Raw genomic sequence first — 17,804 nt, forward strand, 5'->3', positions numbered from 1 at the left:
CCTCCCTAAGCCTCGATCGCACGGGTCTCGATATGTTAGCCGAGCGTGGATACCCATTGGGCGGCCGCGTCGACGGTGTCGACTGTATCGACTCCGGGGGGCAGCGGCGGGCGCGCCACCATCACCACGGGGATCCGAAGGTGGGCTGCGGCATCCAACTTGGCTCGCGTCATCTCACCGCCGCTGTTCTTGGTGACCAATGCGTCGATGCGATGCTGGTTGAGGAGTTGCAGTTCGCCGTCGTAGTCATACGGCCCGCGGGACAACACCAACTGGTGTTGCCGCGGCAGTGTGGCGGCGTCGGGTTCGGTGACCACGCGGATCAGAAACCAGGCGTCGCTGTCCGCGAACGCCTCGGTCCCGGATCGGCCGGTGGTGAGAAAGATACGTGAATAATGTTGTTGTACTACTACTTCCGCCGCTTCGATGTCCGACGACACCACGGTCGCCTCGCCCGGATCCCACGGCGCGCGAGCCAGCACCCGATACGGGATCCGCAGTTGCCCGCATGCCTGCGCGGCGTGAGCAGTCATGGTAGCCGCGAACGGGTGGGTGGCGTCGACGACGGCGTCGATCCGCTCGTCCCGCAACCATTCGCATAACCCGGCCACACCGCCGAAGCCGCCGATACGCACCGGGCCCACCGGCAGCGCCGGATCGGGCACCCGGCCGGCCAGCGAACTGACGATGTCGACCTGTGGATGCAGTGCTTTCGCCAACGCGCGCCCCTCGGCAGTGCCACCGAGCAGCAGCACCCGCATCAATGCGCGCCTTTGCTGCGGCGCTCCCGCGAATACAGGTAGCTGTCGGTGAAACCCTCGGCCGCCAACACGTCGCCGACGACGATCACAGCCGTCTTGGTGATGGCGGCGTCGTGCATCTGCTTGGCGATGCCGACCAGCGTGCCGCGCAGCACGGTCTGCTGCGGCCAACTGACGAAAGCGACTACCGCCGCAGGTGTTTCGGCGCGGTAGCCGCCGGCCAGCAACTGCGGAACGATGACGTCGATCTGCGCCGCGGCCAGGTGCAGAACCAGGGTGGCTCCGGCTTGGGCCAGGCCGGCAAGTTCTTCACCGGGCGGCATGGGCGTGGACAGCGTTGCGACTCTGGTCAATGTCACTGTCTGCGCGACGCCTGGAACGGTCAGTTCTCGTTTGAGCGCCGCTGCGGCGGCAGCGAAAGCCGGTACACCCGGGACGATTTCGTAGCCGATGCCCAACTCGTCGAGTCGCCGGCACTGCTCGGCCAACGCACTGTAGAGGGATGGGTCGCCGGAGTGCAGCCGTGCCACGTCCTGGCCGGCGGCATCGGCGTCGGCGAGTTCGGTGATGATCTGGTCGAGTGTCAGCGGGCCGGTATCGATGATCGTGCAATCGGAAGGGCATTGCGCGAGAAGATCTTTCGGCATGATCGACCCGGCATACAGGCAGACTGGGCACCTTTCGAGCAGCCGTTGGCCACGGACGGTGATCAGATCGGCGGCACCCGGCCCGGCACCGATGAAGTACACCGTCACTTCGTCATGGCCCACTGCGTCACTGGCATTTGCGGACGCCAGCCGGCGAAGCCGCCCAGCGGTTCGGCCTGGTAGTGCTGAAACCGCCTCAGATCGCCGCCGTGCTGCGCAAATGCCTGTGCCACCACGGCTTCCGACTCGACGGTGACCGCGTTGACGACCAGACGCCCGCCTGCGTCGAGGTTCCCGAGGCAGGCGTCCAACAGGCCGGGCTGGGTCACACCGCCGCCGATGAAGATCGCCGAGGGCCGCCCAGCGGCGTCGAATCCGTCGGGCGCGTCGCCGCGCACATCGATGCTGACGCCGAGCGCAGTCGCATTGAACACCACGTTGCCGCGACGCTGCTCGTCACGCTCGAACGCGACGGCCGTGCAGCCCTGCCCGCTGCGACACCACTCGACCGCGATGCTGCCCGAGCCCGCACCGACATCCCAGAGCCGCTCCCCCGGCCGCGGCGCCAACGCCGCCAAGGTGACCGCGCGGATCCCGTGCTTGGTGATCTGACCGTCATGGGCGAATGCGCCGTCGGGAAGTGACGAGGTGCGCTCGTCGGGCAGGAAGTGGACGGCGACGACATTGAGATCGTCGATGTCGTCCGAGGCTTGTTCGGCCCACTCCCGGGCGGTGCCGTGGCGGCGGCGTTCGTTGGGACCACCGAGTTGTTCGAGCAAGGTGAGTGCCGACTCACTGCGGCCGTGGGTGTCGAGCAGTACCGCGAGCGCCTTGGGCGTCGCGCGCCCTCTGGACAGCACGATGGCCCGGCCGCCGCGGCGTAGTGCGGTGCTCGGCGGGGCCTTCACCAGGCTGATCACCTCGGTGTCGTGCACGTTCCAGCCCATTCGGGCGCACGCCAGATTCACCGCCGACACATGCGGCAGGACCCGCACCCGGTCGGCACCGAGCAACCGAATCAGGCTGCCGCCGACGCCATGGAGCAGCGGATCACCGCTTGCAACGACATGGACGTCGTCCGCAACGGTGGCCAGCCCTTCCAACGCGGGCACCAACGGCGAGGGCCACTTGCGTAGCGTCGCTTGAACCGTGCCGTCGAGCAACTCAAGTTGTCGCGATGATCCGTAAATCACTGTGGCTCTCCGCAATTCGGACCTGGCCGACTCGGATAGTCCCGGCATTCCGTCCGCACCGATGCCGACCACGACGATCATCGCGGCATCCTGCGCCAGACGAACTGCGGCAGCAGTCGCAGCATGGCGAACATCGGCCGCAACCCCCACGGGATCCACACGCTGCGTCGGCCCCGGGCCAGAGCCCGGGCGGTTGCCGCAGCGACCTGGTCAGGAGTACTGGACAGCGGTGCCGGCGTCATACCCTCCGTCATACGCCCGATCACGAAGCCGGGGCGCGCGAGCAGCAATCGCACTCCGGTGCCGTGTAGCGCATCGGCCAGTCCGTTGGCGAAGCCGTCCAGACCGGCCTTGGCCGAACCGTAGACGTAGTTGGCCCGGCGCACTCGCACCCCGGCGACGGAGGAAAACACCACCAGGTTTCCTTTTTCGGCCCGTCGCATCGCGTTCGCAAGATGGGTGAGCAAGCTGACTTGGGCGATGTAGTCGGTGTGCACGATAGCGACGGCATGCGCCGCATCGGCCTCGGCGCGGGCTTGGTCGCCGAGTATTCCGAAGGCCAGCACCGCCGTGCCGATGCCACCCTGCTCGGCGACGATTGCATCGACCAACGGTCCGTGGGAGGCCACGTCGTCGGCGTCGAATTCGCGGACGTGCACCGCAACAGCGCCCGCCTCACGCACCGCGGCCACTTCATCGGCGAGTCGGTCGGCGTTGCGCGCCGCGAGCACCACCGTCGCTCCCGAAGCCAGGCGCCGCGCGAGTTCGATACCGATCTCGCTGCGACCGCCGAAAATTACTACCGGACCAACGCCCGTGTCGTCCACGCAGTGATTATTGCCTGCGCTAGCGTGAAGGGCGATGGCCAAGACCACTACGCGGCTTACCGACGACGCTCTGGCGTTCCTCTCCGAGCGTCATCTGGCGATGTTGACGACGCTGCGGGCCGACAATTCGCCACATGTGGTGGCGGTGGGATTCACCTTCGACCCCAAGACCCACATCGCTCGGGTCATCACGACCGGCGGTTCCCAGAAAGCCGTCAACGCCGACCGTGGCGGCGTTGCGGTACTCAGCCAGGTCGACGGCGCCCGGTGGTTGTCGCTCGAGGGCCGGGCTGCGGTGAACAAAGACATCGACGCCATTCGGGATGCCGAGTTGCGCTACGCCCAGCGCTACCGCACGCCGCGGGCCAACCCGCGCCGCGTGGTGATCGAGGTCCAGGTGGAACGGGTGCTGGGCTCGTCGGAGTTGCTGGACCGCGGCGAGTAGCCCTCGGTTTCGGGTTACGGAATCGGGTAATTCACCCACGCACCGCCGGCGGCACCCGCCGCTGTGTACAGACGAGAGTTCTGGACGCCGGTGCGGGGTAGCCCGAAGGTCAACCCCATCCCCGAACAGGCTGCCGGAGCGCCGGCGAATGGCACCGCACCCGTCACCGACCAGATGCCCGTCCCGGACACACAACCGGCGGGATGCGGGTCGGTACAGGGCGCGGCTACCCAGTGTCCGTCGGTTCGCTGCAGCGTGCACTGGCCAGCGCCGGCCCGCGGTTCATCTTGCGCAAAACTCCACAGCGTCCCCTGGATGCGCCCGTCCTCGGGCAGCAATTGGTCGAAGCCGAACAGATTGACTCCGCAGTTGGTCATCGACTGCGCTTTGACGGGTGAGAGCTTTGCGGGATTGTTCGGCGGCCGGCTCGGATTGATCAACGCCGAGATGAAGGTCGAGTCCTCGTAGTAGCGAATGATGTTGTTGGCGTAGTCGGTTGGGCCGTAGGTGGCATCACATCTTGGGTAGGGCTGGTAGCCGAAAGTATCGCCGCTCTGCAGTTCCTCGCCCGACCAGTTGAATACGGTGCTACCCCAGTTGGGGACACAGTCGCTGACGAGCACGACTTGTGCGCCGGCGGCCCGGACGTCGTTGCGCGAGATGGCTCGCGGGAAATAGGCGCACCCGTTTGGGGTGATATCCGCAGGATTGGGGTGATAGATGAGACTCGTCCCGTTGGGGCGGACCAAGCCGGCTTCCAGGGTGGACAGTGCCGAGGCGTAGGCCGTCGGCTCAAACAATTGGTCTTCGACGATGATCAGGACGACCTCGGTGGGGTTCGCGTTGAGCCAAGAGGTGATGTCCGGCAGCACCTGGGTGAGCAGCGGCTCGGTGGTGCAGCCCAGGTTTCCCTGCTTCGGCCCGCGCCCGTGGCACACCGCGACACCGCGCCCGCCGAGCTGGTCAATCTGTGGAATGTAGTGCAGATCCAATTCGATACTGCGAGCATCGATGTCGAGCTGTTGAGTCATCGACAGCTGCTGGTTGGAGTCGGCGTGCGACGGCGTGAACTGATGCGCGAGGCTGTTGAAGGAATTGTGCGTACCGATCCACTGAGCGTCCCGGAACGGCACCGAATCGCCCAGGGCATACTGAAACCGCGCCGCGCGGTGCACCCATGATTGTAGATATGCGGCCGTAGCAGCCTGAGTCACTTTGTGGGACAACGGAACCAGGCACAGGTTGTCAGGCACTCCGATACGGCGACACTCCGCGGCCATGGCGTCGGCAAACTTCCCCGTCCCGACGCAGGGAAACGCGAAGGGACTGATCGCGTTGCACGGCGCAGTGGATGAAGCCGGCGTCGGCACGTCGTTGACGTCGGCAGTCACCGGCGGCGCCGACGTCGTTGCCAACATCAACGCACTCATCACGACCAAGCACTTCAGCCATGGAGCGCTGGGCATGCGCTACCCTGGCACGGCTTCGCGCTGGCCACGAGAAATGTTGTCGAAGCGTAGAAGTGTTGAGATCACTTCGTGAGCACCTCCGCCCGACGGCTTGGCGCGCTGCCAGTGAATTGCGGGCCGTCGGAGCAGACCTTAGCCTCGGAACGCTTGACGCCAACTGACTTCGAAGGGGAATGCGGTGCTTGTCGATCCTGAGTTACTGCACTCTGGTGCGCGGGGTTCGCACCGGGCCGGTGAATACACGCACCGGGCCCTAGCGCGCCTGTCGCGGGAATCGCCTTCCGCGCAAATCTTCGGCGACTTTGCCGCGGCTGCGGCATTTCACGAAGCGGCTCAATCGGCGCAATCCCACCATCTGCGGGTCTTATCCGGCCACAAAACAGACCTTGCGGCCGTGGGCGATAACGCACATCGGGCGGCCGCGGACTTCGCCGCGATGGAGGATCACAACGCGAGGAACCTTCGCGAGGTGCGGTGCTGCTCTGCTTTATAAGCGTCAAACATCTGGTCGCCGAAGCTGGCGGAGACCCGTGGGCGGTCAACCGAACGCTGCAAAGTGGGCACCCGGGACAGATCTCGTCTCTGGCTCAGGCGTTTCATGACGCGGGACAATCCACGATTGAAGCCGAGGCCGCCTTCAATGCGGCGCGACGGCGCTTCGAAGCCGCCTGGAATCGCGAAAATGGCGACCATCCAATCAACGATGCAGCCGAAGTGCAGAGAGTGACTAAATCGCTAGGTGGGCAGGCCGCGAAGCTTCCCAAGATTGCGGCGGATCTAGAAGGCGTTGCAGCGAATCTTGCTGCGGCGCAACGGGTCGCAGCAAGACAGATCGCGGACTTGGAGCGACTGCTCGAACATGTGGACCATGAACTCGGCGAGGCGATCGGCATGGAGAATGCCGGCAATCTGTCAATGACGCAAAGTATGGCCCTTGGCGAGGCGATTCTCGATCTAGAACAGCGTGCCATCGATGACACGGCGGCAGCCTTGCACCAGGTCGAAGCGATTCGCGGCGATTACACCAGAAAGCTGCAGCGTTCGATGACGAGCCTTCGGGTCGAAGACGGCTACGACGCCGCAGTAATCGGCGGGCTCGATGGACATGAGCAGGAGACACCCGATCAGGCCGAGCGAGATGTACATGCAGCGCTCGCCGGTGACAAGGTAGCGGCTGCGCGGGTGAACGCCCTGTTGAACGGGATAACCCCTGAGCAGCTAGCCGGGACGGCGCCGCTGACCGCCGAACAAGCTTCGGTACTGAGCCAATTGCAGGCTCAGCAGCATGGTATGACGACCGATGACCTCTATGCCGCCGAACAACGTCTTGGTGAGCAGCGTGGGCTCATCGCCAACTCATGGCAGCTGATGAGTAATCCTGCGATCCAGTTTCCCAAGACTGAGCTCAAACATGGTGCAGTGCAGGGCACAAACACGGTCAAGGGAAGCGAGGCCGAACTGCCCGAATGGATCCAGCGCGCTCTCACGTCGCCATGGGACTGGTCACTTCGAGGCATGACAGTTGTCGGCAATATCGTCAAAGACGGCAACCCAATCTTCCAGAGAAATACTGGGTTGGATCGAGCGATGATGCGCCAAGCGTCGACCACCATTGCCGCAACATACTGGCAGCTGGATTCAGTGAGTCCCGGCCGGGATGGTCACGGCAACCCGTTCGAGATCGCAGTCATGGACCTCCTAGGGGCAGTCGCGCCGGATCACCAAGTGGTCCACGATGCACTGACTGGAGCTGAAGGTAACCATTTTCTGACCAATATCACGCACCATTCCTGGTCAGATCAGGGCAAAGCTGTTGCAGCACTCTTTGATTGGACAGAAGGAGCATCTCGGGGACCCGAGGCTCAGCTGGCTGCCGACGCGGCCCGTGCGTATGGCATCTACCTGGGCACACCGGGATCCGATTTACTGCATCTTCCGGGTAACCACACCCTGGGTGAAGTGAACCCGCTGTTGGTTCGCGGCTTGGCGCACGGACTCACCCCATACATTGCCAATATCGCCGACATACCCGGCGGTATAGCCGAATTCGACTCCGTAGACCCCGCCGAAGACCGTGCGAACGGCGCGATGCCCGTCGCGAAGGGCATCTTTTCGGTGCTTAGTACTGACAAAGAGGCTTCGGACTACTTCAATGGACACGCTGACCGCCTGGCCATCAGCACAGAAGCTAATTACGCACAGGACATCTTGAGGCACGTACCGAATATGGACAGCTACAACGCTAGGCTGCACGATGCCGTGACCGTGCGCGGATTGGTGAATCTAGGTATTCACAACGCGATACAAGCCGAGGCCCAGAATCACCACGCCAGCGATGAAGCCGCTCAGCGTGACGAGTACGACCACAAGAAAGCCGCATACGAGTTGGGAGTCAAGACGGTTGGCGGGGTTGCAGGGTTGATTCCGGGAGCCGGAAAGTTCGCGTCGCCTCTGATAGGAATCGTTGGTCAAGCTATTGAGCACGACATGGTCGGATCAGCGCCGGTGGGAACGGGGCTGATCGATCATACCTTGCCCAACATGTCAATTGATCGTGCCGATCGCGAAATCCTCAATGCTGTAATAGCTTTGGGATACCGTGCCGATGGGATTCCGCCGCAGTATCTGATCGACGGACGGATCGCCAGTCCTGAAGAATTGGAAAGCAGGCACATCTATTTTCGATCCGGCGAGTATGACCAGGCTCTCAGCCGTGGGTTGATCGATATGTTCAGACAAATATACGGCGACGGCCCCGGTCGGCCGTCAATACCCGATCAATACATGATCGACCGCTACAACGCGATCGTCGCTCCGGCGGACTCGTTGAAGAGGTAGCAGCCGCGGGCCGCACGGAAGCTGAATAACGCAGATGGTCGAACGGCGATAGCATCACCCGCATGCCAGGGGCGCCGAGCGTTGGGGTCCAGGTACCGACGCTTGGAAGGGTGCGATGAGTGGAGACGGCGACCAGCAGCTGAAAGTCATGCTCGACCAGCTTTCACAGCTGCTCGGGATACCGCCGCCACCGACGATAACGCCTGATCAGCTGGCTACGGGCCATTCGAATATCAGTCAACTGCTGCGAGCGCTGGGCGCGGCCGCAAACGCCGGGGATCCTGACGACAACGGCGAAGCGCAGGCCGGCCACGACGAGCGCGAGGCGAAGATCACCGATGCGCTGGCCAAGTTCCCGGCCAATGAAGGGCAGGCCGCCACCCAGTTGGCCGGTGTCGGCGAGTCGGGGCAGATGTCCCAGATGCTGCAGCAGATGCCGCAGATGGCCTCGGGAATCGCGGGAGGTATCGCCGGGGCCCTCGGTGCGGTGCTGCAACCGTTGAGTCAGATCCCTCAACAGCTCGCGCAGGCGGGCATGGGCATGCTGCAGCAGGGTGCCGGTGAGGGCGGGCGCGCGGAATTGGATGGCGGAGACGAGCTTGGCGATGGGGACCGCGAGTTCTCGGCGACAGGTGGCGGAGGGGGCGGCAGCGCCGGCGGTGGAGGTGGTGGCGGTGAGATCGAGGGCACCACGCCGACCGCGATGCTCGGCCCACCTCCGACTCCCTCGGCCGGAACCGTACCCGCGTCGTCTCAAGCCGTGTCGGTTGCGCCGCCCGTGAGCCCCGAACCGGCAGCGCCACAGCGCGGTTCGATGGGTGCGATGCCGATGATGCCGCCAGGTGCCATGCAGGGCGCAGCTGGTGGAGGCGGCGACTCCAAGCCGGACACCAAACGCATCGTCGGTCCAACCGTCAAGAACGGCGCACCGGTTCAGGGACGCATCACGACGCCACCGCCCAAACCCGCAGTGGTCAAGCATGTCGACGGCAAACCGATTGCCACCCGGCGGATTCTGTTGCCCACTGACACCCGCGACGACGACGGCGCTCGTTAAGGACCGCAAACGAAGAGTTTCACTCTCCCACGGTGCTCAGAGGCCTAAAAGGTCCGTCCCTGGCAAAGAGTGAGTGGCGAATCTCTGTCTGAAAGATACGATCCCAGCGTGTCACACGTCCCCCCAGTGCCTTCGGATCCACCGCCCTGGCCCAACTCCGCACTGCCCGCGCGCAGTCAACCTTCGCGGTGGCTGGCCGCTGCGTCGCTGGGTGTTGCTCTGCTGGCGATTGGCATCGCTATCGGGGCCTGGTTTCGGCCGCTGCCGAAGAATGAGGCGGTCATCGCGCCGACGTCGTATTCGAGTCAGCAGGTCGCGGAGGCGAAGGGGAAGGTTTGTGGGGCCTATCGGGAAGTACGCGAAGCGCTCGCCGTCGCCGGAGCACGCGACGCCAACAACGACCCGACTGCCAGCCTCGCCGTCGCCACGAGTTCGCGACAGGCGCTTGACGTCGGCGGGCGTTACATCCTCGCCAAGCTGACCGCGGAGCCGGCAACTCCCCCTGAACTGGCATCGGCAACACGCAAGCTTGCAGGTGTGTATCAAGAACTCACGATTAATTACCTCGCCGATTCCGGCGAAACCGAAATAAATTCCTTGCGGCGTTCAGCGGAGGAACCCACATCCACAATCGACAGGCTTTGTAAGTGACGGATCTCCCTCCCGGAGAGTGGTCATTTATCCTCGTGGGCGATCACTGGCCTAGTGATCAACAACTCCTTTCTCTTCAACATGGTGAGACTGCCAGGGAAAGCGTCAAGACCAGGTTCTACGATTTCGCGGATGCGTTGAAGCACGCTCAACTAGCGTCGTTAGCCGAACAACGCGGTATCACCATTGATGATCTCCGCGAAGCATTTCGACGCGGGGAATTCCGGGCCCGGCACATCGCTGAAAAAAGTGCTGTAAAGGCATCGAGTTACCGTACAGCCTTCGACAGCATCGTGAGTCTACGACAGGCGTTGACGACATTGGCGGAAGAGGGCAACCGGGAAATCAAGGGGATACAAGATTCGAAGCTATCGCGGGCCGAGAAAGTTGCTCAGATTCTCGCGGCGATAACGCGATACAAAACACTTGCGAGCCTCAATGCCGCAAAATACAGCGCAAATATATTGGATGCGATTCAGAGAATTCTTGACGCAGACGGGACTCACCAATCGGCTCGCGAGTTTGCCCGAAGCGAAGGCGTTGATGTTGGCCAGATGTTCAGGCCAAGGGATAACCCGACGGATCTAGAAACACAAGTAGGCGAAATGCTGGGCGCTCCAGGCGCCTCTACGGGTATCCCCGGAAATGCGTCGACTCAAGGAGCGTTACACCCAACGAACCAGCAGACGGGAGCGACCCCGGACGCTACCCTGCCTGGGAATCTGACGACCGAATCAACCCACTTTCGTAGTCCTGCCCAAGCGCCAAATTACAACGACGCGGCATGCCTGCCGACTAACTTGCGTACGCAGCCACTGGTCAGTACAGCACCGGGAAAGCTATCGGCGCCCTTACAATCGAATGCTTTGAGGAGCACCGGGGCCTCCCCATCACTTCCATCATCAGGATTCATTCCATCCATACCGGCACCGTTGCACGTAACCCCAGCAACACCCTTGGCAATGCCAACGGGCGGCCCGCCCACGGCAGCGCTCCCCACCCCAGCAATCACTCCTGCCGAACTAGCGCAGAACTTCAACAGAGGCTTGGAATCCAGCGCGCCGCTCTCGGCGGCGGCTCACGCTGTTCCCACGACGCCCATGACGTCTGCCGAGCCTCAGATATCACACGCCCAGGCGGCCGGCACGTCCGCGAATTCCGGCTCCCAGGTACATGTCCCAGTGATGGAGACGCCGCCGCCCGCACACCATGCGCCCGTCTCGGAGGCGCCAGCCGCACCGGCGATTGTCGCTGCGGCACCGGCTGTTTCACCTCCGATGGCAACGCAATCCGCAGGGTCGCTGCCGACATACGGTTCCGACATGAGGCCGGCGGTATCGACGACCATCGCACCGTCGGCTGCTCCGCCCAGTACCCCGCCGATGCCGGCAGCGCCCGGCTCCGCTCCGGTAACGCCATCGGCCGGCCAGCCCAGCGCGAATCAGCCCACGGTGGTCCGCCAAACCGCCGCTTCCGCTCCCCCGCCACCACCACCAGGTCTCGGGGCCCAAGCTGTCGCTGCCACCGCAAGCGGGGCGGCGGTCGGCGCGGCATCGGCTGCCGCTATAGCACGCGCACGGCTGCAGCGACTGGTGGCCGCGGTCGCCCGGCAGCAACCCAGGCTGGCGTGGGCTGCGGGAGACCGCGCCGACAACACCACTGTCCTGGTCACCGATCTGGCAAGCGGCTGGATTCCGCCGGGCATCGACCTCCCGTCCGCCGTGACCCTGCTGCAGCCGGCCCGTCGTCGCGGCAACCTGGCAGCACTGCTCGGGGAAGTCAGCGTCGCTGCCAACTACACACCGCCAACCCACATCGAGATTGGGTACGAACCGCTGCCCACTTCGCCACGACGTCGATCCGCGCCCGAGATCGCCGACCTCGGCTGGGAACTCAGCCAAGCCACTCAGTGGCGTGACGGCTTGCCGCGGCTGGCCCACACGCTTGCCAAGGCCGCTTCGTCGGGCACCGGGGTACTCGACTCCGAAGTCGAGTTCCTGCACGAGCACCTTTCAACGACAACTAACCGCGTGCTCGACAGCTATCCGGACAATGTCGAGGCCCACGAGGTCGGCAACTGGCAACTACTCGCAGCTATCGACGCACTGGTGACCCGGGACAAAAACGCTGCCAATTACCACCTCGCGTGGTTCCGAGCGTGCGAGAGATAGTGCGCGAGTAGCCCACTCAGTCCACCGGAACAACGACCAACTCGTGCGGTTGGCTGTTGACGGAGATCGCGCCATCCTCGGTCACCACGACGATGTCCTCGATTCGGGCACCCCACTTCCCCGGGAAGTAGATGCCGGGCTCGATCGAAAACGCCATGCCCGCGGCCAGCGGCAACGCATTGCCGGCGACGATGTACGGCTCTTCGTGCACACACAACCCGATACCATGCCCGGTGCGATGCACGAAGTACTCGGCCAACCCGGCCGACGCCAGCACATCCCGTGCCGCGGCATCCACCTGTTCTGCCGTCACCCCGGGGCGGACAAGGTCAAACGCCGCACGCTGAGCTTTCTGCAACAACGAATATTGTTCCGCCACATCAGAACTCGGCTCTCCGATGCTGTAGGTGCGGGTCGAGTCGGAGTGATAACCGGGCTCATACGTGCCGCCAATGTCGACGACGACGATGTCGCCCACGGCCATCTCGCGGTCGGAGAACCCGTGGTGCGGATCGGCGCCGTGCGGCCCGGACCCGACGATGACGAACGCCACCTCCGAATGCCCCTCGGCGACAATCGCTTCGGAGATATCGTCGGCAACGTCGGCCTCGGTGCGACCCGGAACCAAGAACCCTGGCACCCGGGCATGCACCCGGTCGATCGCCGCGCCGGCCTTGCGCAGCGCGTCGATCTCGGCCGACTCCTTGACCATCCGCAGCGTGCGCAATACGTCAGTGGCCAACACCGGCATCACGCCCAGCGCATCCGACAGCGGCAACAGGTGCAGCGCCGGCATGGAGTCCGTCACCGCGACCGCTGCCTTCGCACCGCCCAACGCCGCACTCACCATCGCATAGGGATCTTCGCCATCGACCCAGTCCCGCACATTCACGCCCAATTCGACCGCCGCGGACTCCCGAAGGCTGGCTAGTTCCAGCCGCGGCAGCACCACGGTCGGCTCACCGGAGGCCGGCACAACCAGCGCGGTGAGTCGCTCGAATGTCTGCGCCCGCGAACCGATGAGGTAGCGCAGGTCGTAGCCGGGCGTGATCACCAGTCCGGCCAGACCGGCTTCGGCGGCCAAATCGGCGGCGGCAGCCAGTCGGCGGGCGTACACCGCGGCGTCGAAACGGTGAGAGTCCATGCCAGCCAGGCTAACCGGCGAACCTGGCAGGATGAGCCATATGTCCGCTCCCCTCTTGCTGCTCGACGGCGCCAGCATGTGGTTCCGCTCATTCTTCGGAGTGCCGTCGTCGATCAAAGCTCCCGACGGTCGACCGGTCAACGCGGTTCGCGGATTCATCGACTCGGTGGCCACTGTGATCACGGACCTGCAGCCCAGCAGGCTGGCGGTATGCCTGGACCTGGACTGGCGGCCGCAGTTTCGGGTGGACCTCATCCCGTCGTACAAGGCGCATCGAGTCGCCGAGGAGGAGCCGGCCGGGGAGCCTGACATCGAGGAAGTGCCCGACGAGCTGACCCCGCAGGTCGACATGATCATGGAGTTGCTCGATGCGTTCGGCATTGCGACCGCCGGGGCGGAGGGCTTCGAGGCCGACGACGTGCTGGGAACGCTGGCCGCAAAGGAACGCAAGGACCCGGTAGTGGTCGTCAGCGGCGACCGCGATCTGCTGCAAGTCGTCACTGACGAACCGGTCGCGGTCAAAGTGCTCTACATCGGTCAAGGCTTGAAGAAGGCCGTCCTGTTCGGGCCAGCCGAAGTGGCCGAAAAGTACGGGGTGCCGGCCCATCGCCCCGGGCCGGCCTACGCCGAACTCGCGCTGCTACGCGGCGATCCGTCGGATGGCTTACCCGGCGTGCCTGGCATCGGTGAGAAAACGGCCGCCACCCTGCTCGCTCAGCACGGCTCGCTGGAGCAGATTGTTGCTGCCGCGGAGGACCCCAAGTCCAAGTTGGCCAAGGGGCTTCGCACCAAGCTATGTACAGCGTCGGACTACATCGAGGCTGCGGAGAAGGTGGTACGCGTTGCCATCGACGCTCCGGTCAAACTGTCATTGCCCAATGACAAACTGCCGCTGCACGCTGCCGACCCGAAACTTACCGCCGACCTGGCGACGCAGTACGGGGTTGGCAGCTCGATCGCGCGGCTGCAGAAGGCGCTCGACGGGCTGCCCTAGGGACTACTGGGGCCGACCGACCTCGTAGGTGCCCTTGTCGTCCTGGAAAGTGACCGTCACCTTCTTCGACGCGCCGTCGATGCTGACGGTGCAGTCGAAGGTGCCGCCCTTCTTCACCTCAGGGTCGGAGCCGCCGTTGCACTTGACGTCCTTGACGTTCTTAGCGCCATAGCCGTTCGTCTCGTCGGTGAGGATTTGCTGAACACCCGAGTTGGCCTTGCTCACGTCGAGTTTGGTGGTGATGAAGAAGCCGGGGACCACAAACCCGAGCACGCCGATGACCACGACGAACAGCAGCGCGATGCCGCCGACAACGCCACCGATGAACCCCTTCGAACGCTTACGGCCGGCACTGGGCTGGTTGTACCCGGGATACTGCGTCGGCTGGGCGTACTGACCCGGCTGGCCAGGTTGTTGTCCTGGTTGCCCGTACTGAGGTTGCTGGCCGTACTGAGCCGGCTGACCGTACTGCTGCGGGGCCTGCCCGCCGAACTGCGGGACGCCGCCGAACTGAGTGGCCTGCGAATTGATGTCAGATCCGTAGCCGGGCTGTTGGTACTGCGGATATGCCTGCTCACCGGGCTGCTGGTAGCCGGGATATTCGGCGGCCGGGTACGACTGTGCGTGCCAGGTCGCATCCTGTCCACCGCCCGGCTGGCCCTGCTGCCATGGAGAGCCGGCCATCGTCGGGTCCGAGGAACCCTGGCTGGGCTGCTGCCACCTGGGGTCTGGTCCCTGCGGTCCGCTCATCCTTACTCCTCAGTCCGATTTTTCCTGGCCACCCATTGGCCCATGTATGTCGTGTGCCGATCACATTCCGGATGTAACCGTAGCTTCGGCTTAGCCTACCCGGCGTCAACTGCGACGACGCCGCGCCGAATGTCATTGATAGCGCGCTTAGCTGCCGCCCGCACATCCGGGTCGGGAGCCGCGTTGCGAACCTGGTCCAGCAAGTCGAGAACCTGCCGGCACCAGCGCACGAAATCCCCGGCCAACAGTGGTGAACCGGTGCCCGACGTCTCAGCGGCAGCCAACGCCGACGCCAAGTCGCCGGAACGCGCCCACCGATAGATCACCAGGACGAATCCGTCGTCGGGTTCACGGGTCTGGCCGATGCGGTGAGTGTGCTCGTCGGCACGCAGCGCGCTGGACAGCCGCGCCGTCTGGCTCAGCGCCTGTCGCAACCGCGGCGTCGGGACCTCGGCGCCCAACGGGACACCCGGTCCGTCGCTGCCACGCGTTTCGTAGACCACGGCCGAAACCACCGCCGCCAATTCGGCCGGTTTCAGCCCCGCCCACGCGCCGGTGCGGAGGCATTCGGCCACCAACAGGTCGCTCTCGCTGTAAATCCGGGCCAGCAACCGCCCGTCGTCGGTGACGCGGGGATCGGCGACCGGGCCCTGAATGAACTCGCGCTCGGTGAGCAAGCCCACGATCCGATCGAACGTGCGCGCCAGTGAGTTGGTGGCTGCGGCCACCTTGCGTTGCAGCTGCGCGTTGTCGCGCTCGATGCGCAGATAGCGCTCGGCTTCCCGGACCTGCGCCTCCACCCCGGGAGCGTTGTGCGAGGGATGATGGCGCAACTTTTCGCGCAACGACGACAACTCCGGGTCGTAGTGCGTGTCCTCCTTGTTCCGGCGGGCTGTCGGAACCTTGAGACCTTCGGCGGCCGACAGCAGAGCTGAGGCGAGGTCGCGTCGGACCCGCGGCTGTCGGTGTTCGACGCGCTTGGGCAGTGTCATCGTCCCCACCGGCGGCGTCGCACCTGAATAGTCCGCGGACGAGATCCGACCCGCCCAACGCTGTTCGGTCAGCACCAGCGGCCGCGGGTCCATGGTGTCGCGAGCAGCTTCCAAAACCACGGCAAGACCGCCGCGGCGGCCGTGGTTGATGTTGATGATGTCGCCCCGACGCAGCGCAACCAGCGCGTCGTTGGCGGCCTGGCGTCGGTGCAGGCGCGACGCGCGGGACTGGGCACGCTCCAACTCGGTGATCTCCGCACGCAAGCGGGCGTATTCGAGAACCGGCGTCTCGTGCCCGCCCATTTCGGCGGCGATCTCGTCAAGCATCGACTTGCCGCGCTCGATGCCGCGGACCAGACCGACAACGGATCGGTCCGCCTGAAACTGGGCGAACGACTGCTCCAGCAGCTGATGCGCCTGCTCCGGGCCCATCTGGTGCACCAAGTTGATCGTCATGTTGTACGACGGCGCGAACGAACTGCGCAGCGGGAATGTGCGGGTGGAAGCCAGCCCCGCAACTTCGGACGGTTCCACATCCGGGGTCCACAGCACGACCGCGTGACCCTCGATGTCGATGCCCCGCCTGCCGGCCCGGCCAGTCAGCTGCGTGTACTCCCCCGGAGTGAGTGACACATGCTGTTCGCCGTTGAACTTCACCAGCTTCTCGAGCACCACGGTGCGAGCCGGCATATTGATGCCCAGCGCCAGTGTTTCGGTGGCGAATACCGCCCTGACCAGGCCCGCAGTGAACAGCTCCTCGACGGTGTGGCGAAACACCGGCAACATCCCGGCGTGATGCGCGGCCAGACCGCGCAACAGTCCTTCCCGCCACTCGTAGTAGCCGAGAACCGCCAGATCGGACTCGGCAAGATCGCCGCAGCGGTGCTCGATCACCTCGGCGATCCGCGCGCGCTCCGCCTGGTTGGTGAGCTTTAGCGGCGAACGAAGGCACTGCTGGACGGCGGCATCACAACCTGCACGGGAGAACACAAACGTGATCGCCGGCAGCAGCCCGGCGGAGTCCAGCGTTGCGATCACATCCGGGCGGGCGGGCGGGCGGAAGAACTGAGGTCGGCCGCCGGACCGTCCGGGGCCTCCTCTGCCTCGACGCGGGGATTGCCAGTCCGACATCCGGTCCGCGTCATGCCGGTGCGCGAGATGACGCTGCAAGTCGGGGTTGACCTGGGGTTTGTCCTTGACCGACGGGGGTCCGCCGGGCAGGGAACGGTAATCGAACAGGTCGAACATCCGTTTACCCACCAGCACGTGCTGCCACAGCGGAACCGGTCGGTGCTCGTCGACAACCACCGTGGTATCACCACGCACGGTCTGGATCCAGCCACCGAACTCCTCGGCGTTGCTGACCGTCGCCGACAGGCTGACCACCCGCACCTCGTCGGGCAGATGAAGAATGACCTCTTCCCACACCGGTCCCCGCATCCGGTCGGCCAGGAAATGCACCTCATCCATCACGACATGCGAAAGTCCTTGCAGTGCAGGTGAATCCGCATACAGCATGTTGCGGAGCACCTCAGTGGTCATCACCACGACGGGAGCGTCGGCGTTGATCGACAAATCGCCGGTCAGCAGACCGATCCGCTCTTTGCCGTACCGCGCCGTCAGATCGGTGTGCTTCTGGTTGCTCAACGCCTTGATCGGCGTGGTGTAGAAGCACTTGCCGCCGGCCGCCAGCGCCAGGTGGACAGCGAATTCGCCCACCACGGTCTTGCCGGCGCCGGTCGGGGCGCAGACCAGCACGCCGTGCCCGCGTTCGAGTGCGGCGCAGGCCCGTCTCTGAAAGTCGTCGAGCGTGAAGGACAGTTCGGCCGTGAACCGGGCCAATTCGGGCAGATCGGTCACAACAC

17 protein-coding genes are annotated in these 17,804 nt (G+C 64.5%); 8 read left to right on the top strand and 9 right to left on the bottom strand.

Features of this window, described 5'->3' with window-relative positions:
* Positions 1-35 precede the first annotated feature (35 nt).
* From ACZY1I_RS25715 to ACZY1I_RS25730, 4 genes are read right to left on the bottom strand one after another with little or no spacing between them, the layout of a single operon-like run.
* Complete coding sequence (locus ACZY1I_RS25715; protein ID WP_463759049.1) at positions 36-764, bottom strand: cobalt-precorrin-6A reductase; 729 nt, start codon at positions 762-764, stop codon at positions 36-38.
* Positions 761-1,516: a precorrin-4 C(11)-methyltransferase gene (gene cobM / locus ACZY1I_RS25720; RefSeq protein ID WP_463759309.1), complete on the bottom strand. Its 756-nt coding sequence runs from the start codon at positions 1,514-1,516 to the stop codon at positions 761-763. The genes ACZY1I_RS25715 and cobM overlap by 4 nt, the downstream gene beginning before the upstream one ends.
* Positions 1,513-2,682 (bottom strand): precorrin-6y C5,15-methyltransferase (decarboxylating) subunit CbiE, encoded by a 1,170-nt coding sequence (gene cbiE / locus ACZY1I_RS25725; protein WP_463759052.1) that lies wholly within the window; start codon positions 2,680-2,682, stop codon positions 1,513-1,515. The genes cobM and cbiE overlap by 4 nt, the downstream gene beginning before the upstream one ends.
* Entirely contained in the window at positions 2,679-3,428 is a 750-nt protein-coding gene (locus tag ACZY1I_RS25730) for an SDR family NAD(P)-dependent oxidoreductase (protein ID WP_463759055.1), read from the bottom strand. Before ACZY1I_RS25730 ends, cbiE begins: the two co-directional genes overlap by 4 nt.
* Before the next feature lie 34 nt (positions 3,429-3,462).
* On the opposite strand from ACZY1I_RS25730, the gene ACZY1I_RS25735 reads away from it, so the two are divergent.
* Positions 3,463-3,873 (top strand): F420-dependent biliverdin reductase, encoded by a 411-nt coding sequence (locus ACZY1I_RS25735; protein ID WP_463759057.1) that lies wholly within the window; start codon positions 3,463-3,465, stop codon positions 3,871-3,873.
* A gap of 14 nt (positions 3,874-3,887) precedes the next feature.
* Here the strand turns inward: ACZY1I_RS25735 and ACZY1I_RS25740 are convergent, their stop codons facing one another.
* Entirely contained in the window at positions 3,888-5,048 is a 1,161-nt protein-coding gene (locus ACZY1I_RS25740) for a PI-PLC domain-containing protein (protein WP_463759059.1), read from the bottom strand.
* 103 nt (positions 5,049-5,151) lie between these two features.
* Between ACZY1I_RS25740 and ACZY1I_RS25745 the strand changes: the two genes are divergently transcribed.
* The 5 genes from ACZY1I_RS25745 to ACZY1I_RS25765 all read left to right on the top strand — a co-directional run bounded on the left by ACZY1I_RS25745 (position 5,152) and on the right by ACZY1I_RS25765 (position 9,888).
* Complete coding sequence (locus tag ACZY1I_RS25745; protein WP_463759061.1) at positions 5,152-5,415, top strand: hypothetical protein; 264 nt, start codon at positions 5,152-5,154, stop codon at positions 5,413-5,415.
* A gap of 105 nt (positions 5,416-5,520) precedes the next feature.
* A complete protein-coding gene (locus ACZY1I_RS25750) occupies positions 5,521-5,835 on the top strand; it encodes a DUF2563 family protein (protein WP_463759064.1) in 315 nt (104 codons plus the stop codon).
* Positions 5,817-8,180, top strand: coding sequence for a putative alpha/beta hydrolase (locus tag ACZY1I_RS25755; RefSeq protein ID WP_463759066.1), 2,364 nt, complete (start codon positions 5,817-5,819; stop codon positions 8,178-8,180). Before ACZY1I_RS25750 ends, ACZY1I_RS25755 begins: the two co-directional genes overlap by 19 nt.
* Before the next feature lie 115 nt (positions 8,181-8,295).
* Positions 8,296-9,237, top strand: a complete 942-nt coding sequence (locus ACZY1I_RS25760; protein WP_463759069.1) for a hypothetical protein — start codon at positions 8,296-8,298, stop codon at positions 9,235-9,237.
* 108 nt (positions 9,238-9,345) lie between these two features.
* Positions 9,346-9,888 (top strand): hypothetical protein, encoded by a 543-nt coding sequence (locus ACZY1I_RS25765; protein ID WP_463759071.1) that lies wholly within the window; start codon positions 9,346-9,348, stop codon positions 9,886-9,888.
* 1,117 nt (positions 9,889-11,005) lie between these two features.
* On the opposite strand, the gene ACZY1I_RS25770 is transcribed toward ACZY1I_RS25765, so the two are convergent.
* Positions 11,006-11,212 (bottom strand): hypothetical protein, encoded by a 207-nt coding sequence (locus ACZY1I_RS25770; protein ID WP_463759073.1) that lies wholly within the window; start codon positions 11,210-11,212, stop codon positions 11,006-11,008.
* Here ACZY1I_RS25770 and ACZY1I_RS25775 point away from each other — a divergent pair.
* Positions 11,211-12,059: a DUF5632 domain-containing protein gene (locus ACZY1I_RS25775; protein ID WP_463759075.1), complete on the top strand. Its 849-nt coding sequence runs from the start codon at positions 11,211-11,213 to the stop codon at positions 12,057-12,059. The two genes, ACZY1I_RS25770 and ACZY1I_RS25775, sit on opposite strands and share 2 nt — an antisense overlap.
* 16 nt (positions 12,060-12,075) lie before the next feature.
* Here ACZY1I_RS25775 and ACZY1I_RS25780 read toward each other — a convergent pair whose 3' ends face one another.
* Positions 12,076-13,203: a M24 family metallopeptidase gene (locus tag ACZY1I_RS25780; protein WP_463759078.1), complete on the bottom strand. Its 1,128-nt coding sequence runs from the start codon at positions 13,201-13,203 to the stop codon at positions 12,076-12,078.
* 40 nt (positions 13,204-13,243) lie between these two features.
* On the opposite strand from ACZY1I_RS25780, the gene ACZY1I_RS25785 reads away from it, so the two are divergent.
* Positions 13,244-14,197: a 5'-3' exonuclease gene (locus ACZY1I_RS25785; RefSeq protein WP_463759081.1), complete on the top strand. Its 954-nt coding sequence runs from the start codon at positions 13,244-13,246 to the stop codon at positions 14,195-14,197.
* 3 nt (positions 14,198-14,200) lie between these two features.
* Here ACZY1I_RS25785 and ACZY1I_RS25790 read toward each other — a convergent pair whose 3' ends face one another.
* Complete coding sequence (locus ACZY1I_RS25790; protein WP_463759083.1) at positions 14,201-14,947, bottom strand: DUF4333 domain-containing protein; 747 nt, start codon at positions 14,945-14,947, stop codon at positions 14,201-14,203.
* A gap of 95 nt (positions 14,948-15,042) precedes the next feature.
* On the bottom strand, positions 15,043-17,799 hold the full coding sequence (locus tag ACZY1I_RS25795; RefSeq protein ID WP_463759085.1) for a DEAD/DEAH box helicase: 2,757 nt from the start codon (positions 17,797-17,799) through the stop codon (positions 15,043-15,045).
* Positions 17,800-17,804: the final 5 nt, after the last annotated feature.

The sequence above is a fragment of the Mycobacterium sp. IDUB_37 genome, from assembly GCF_055419245.1.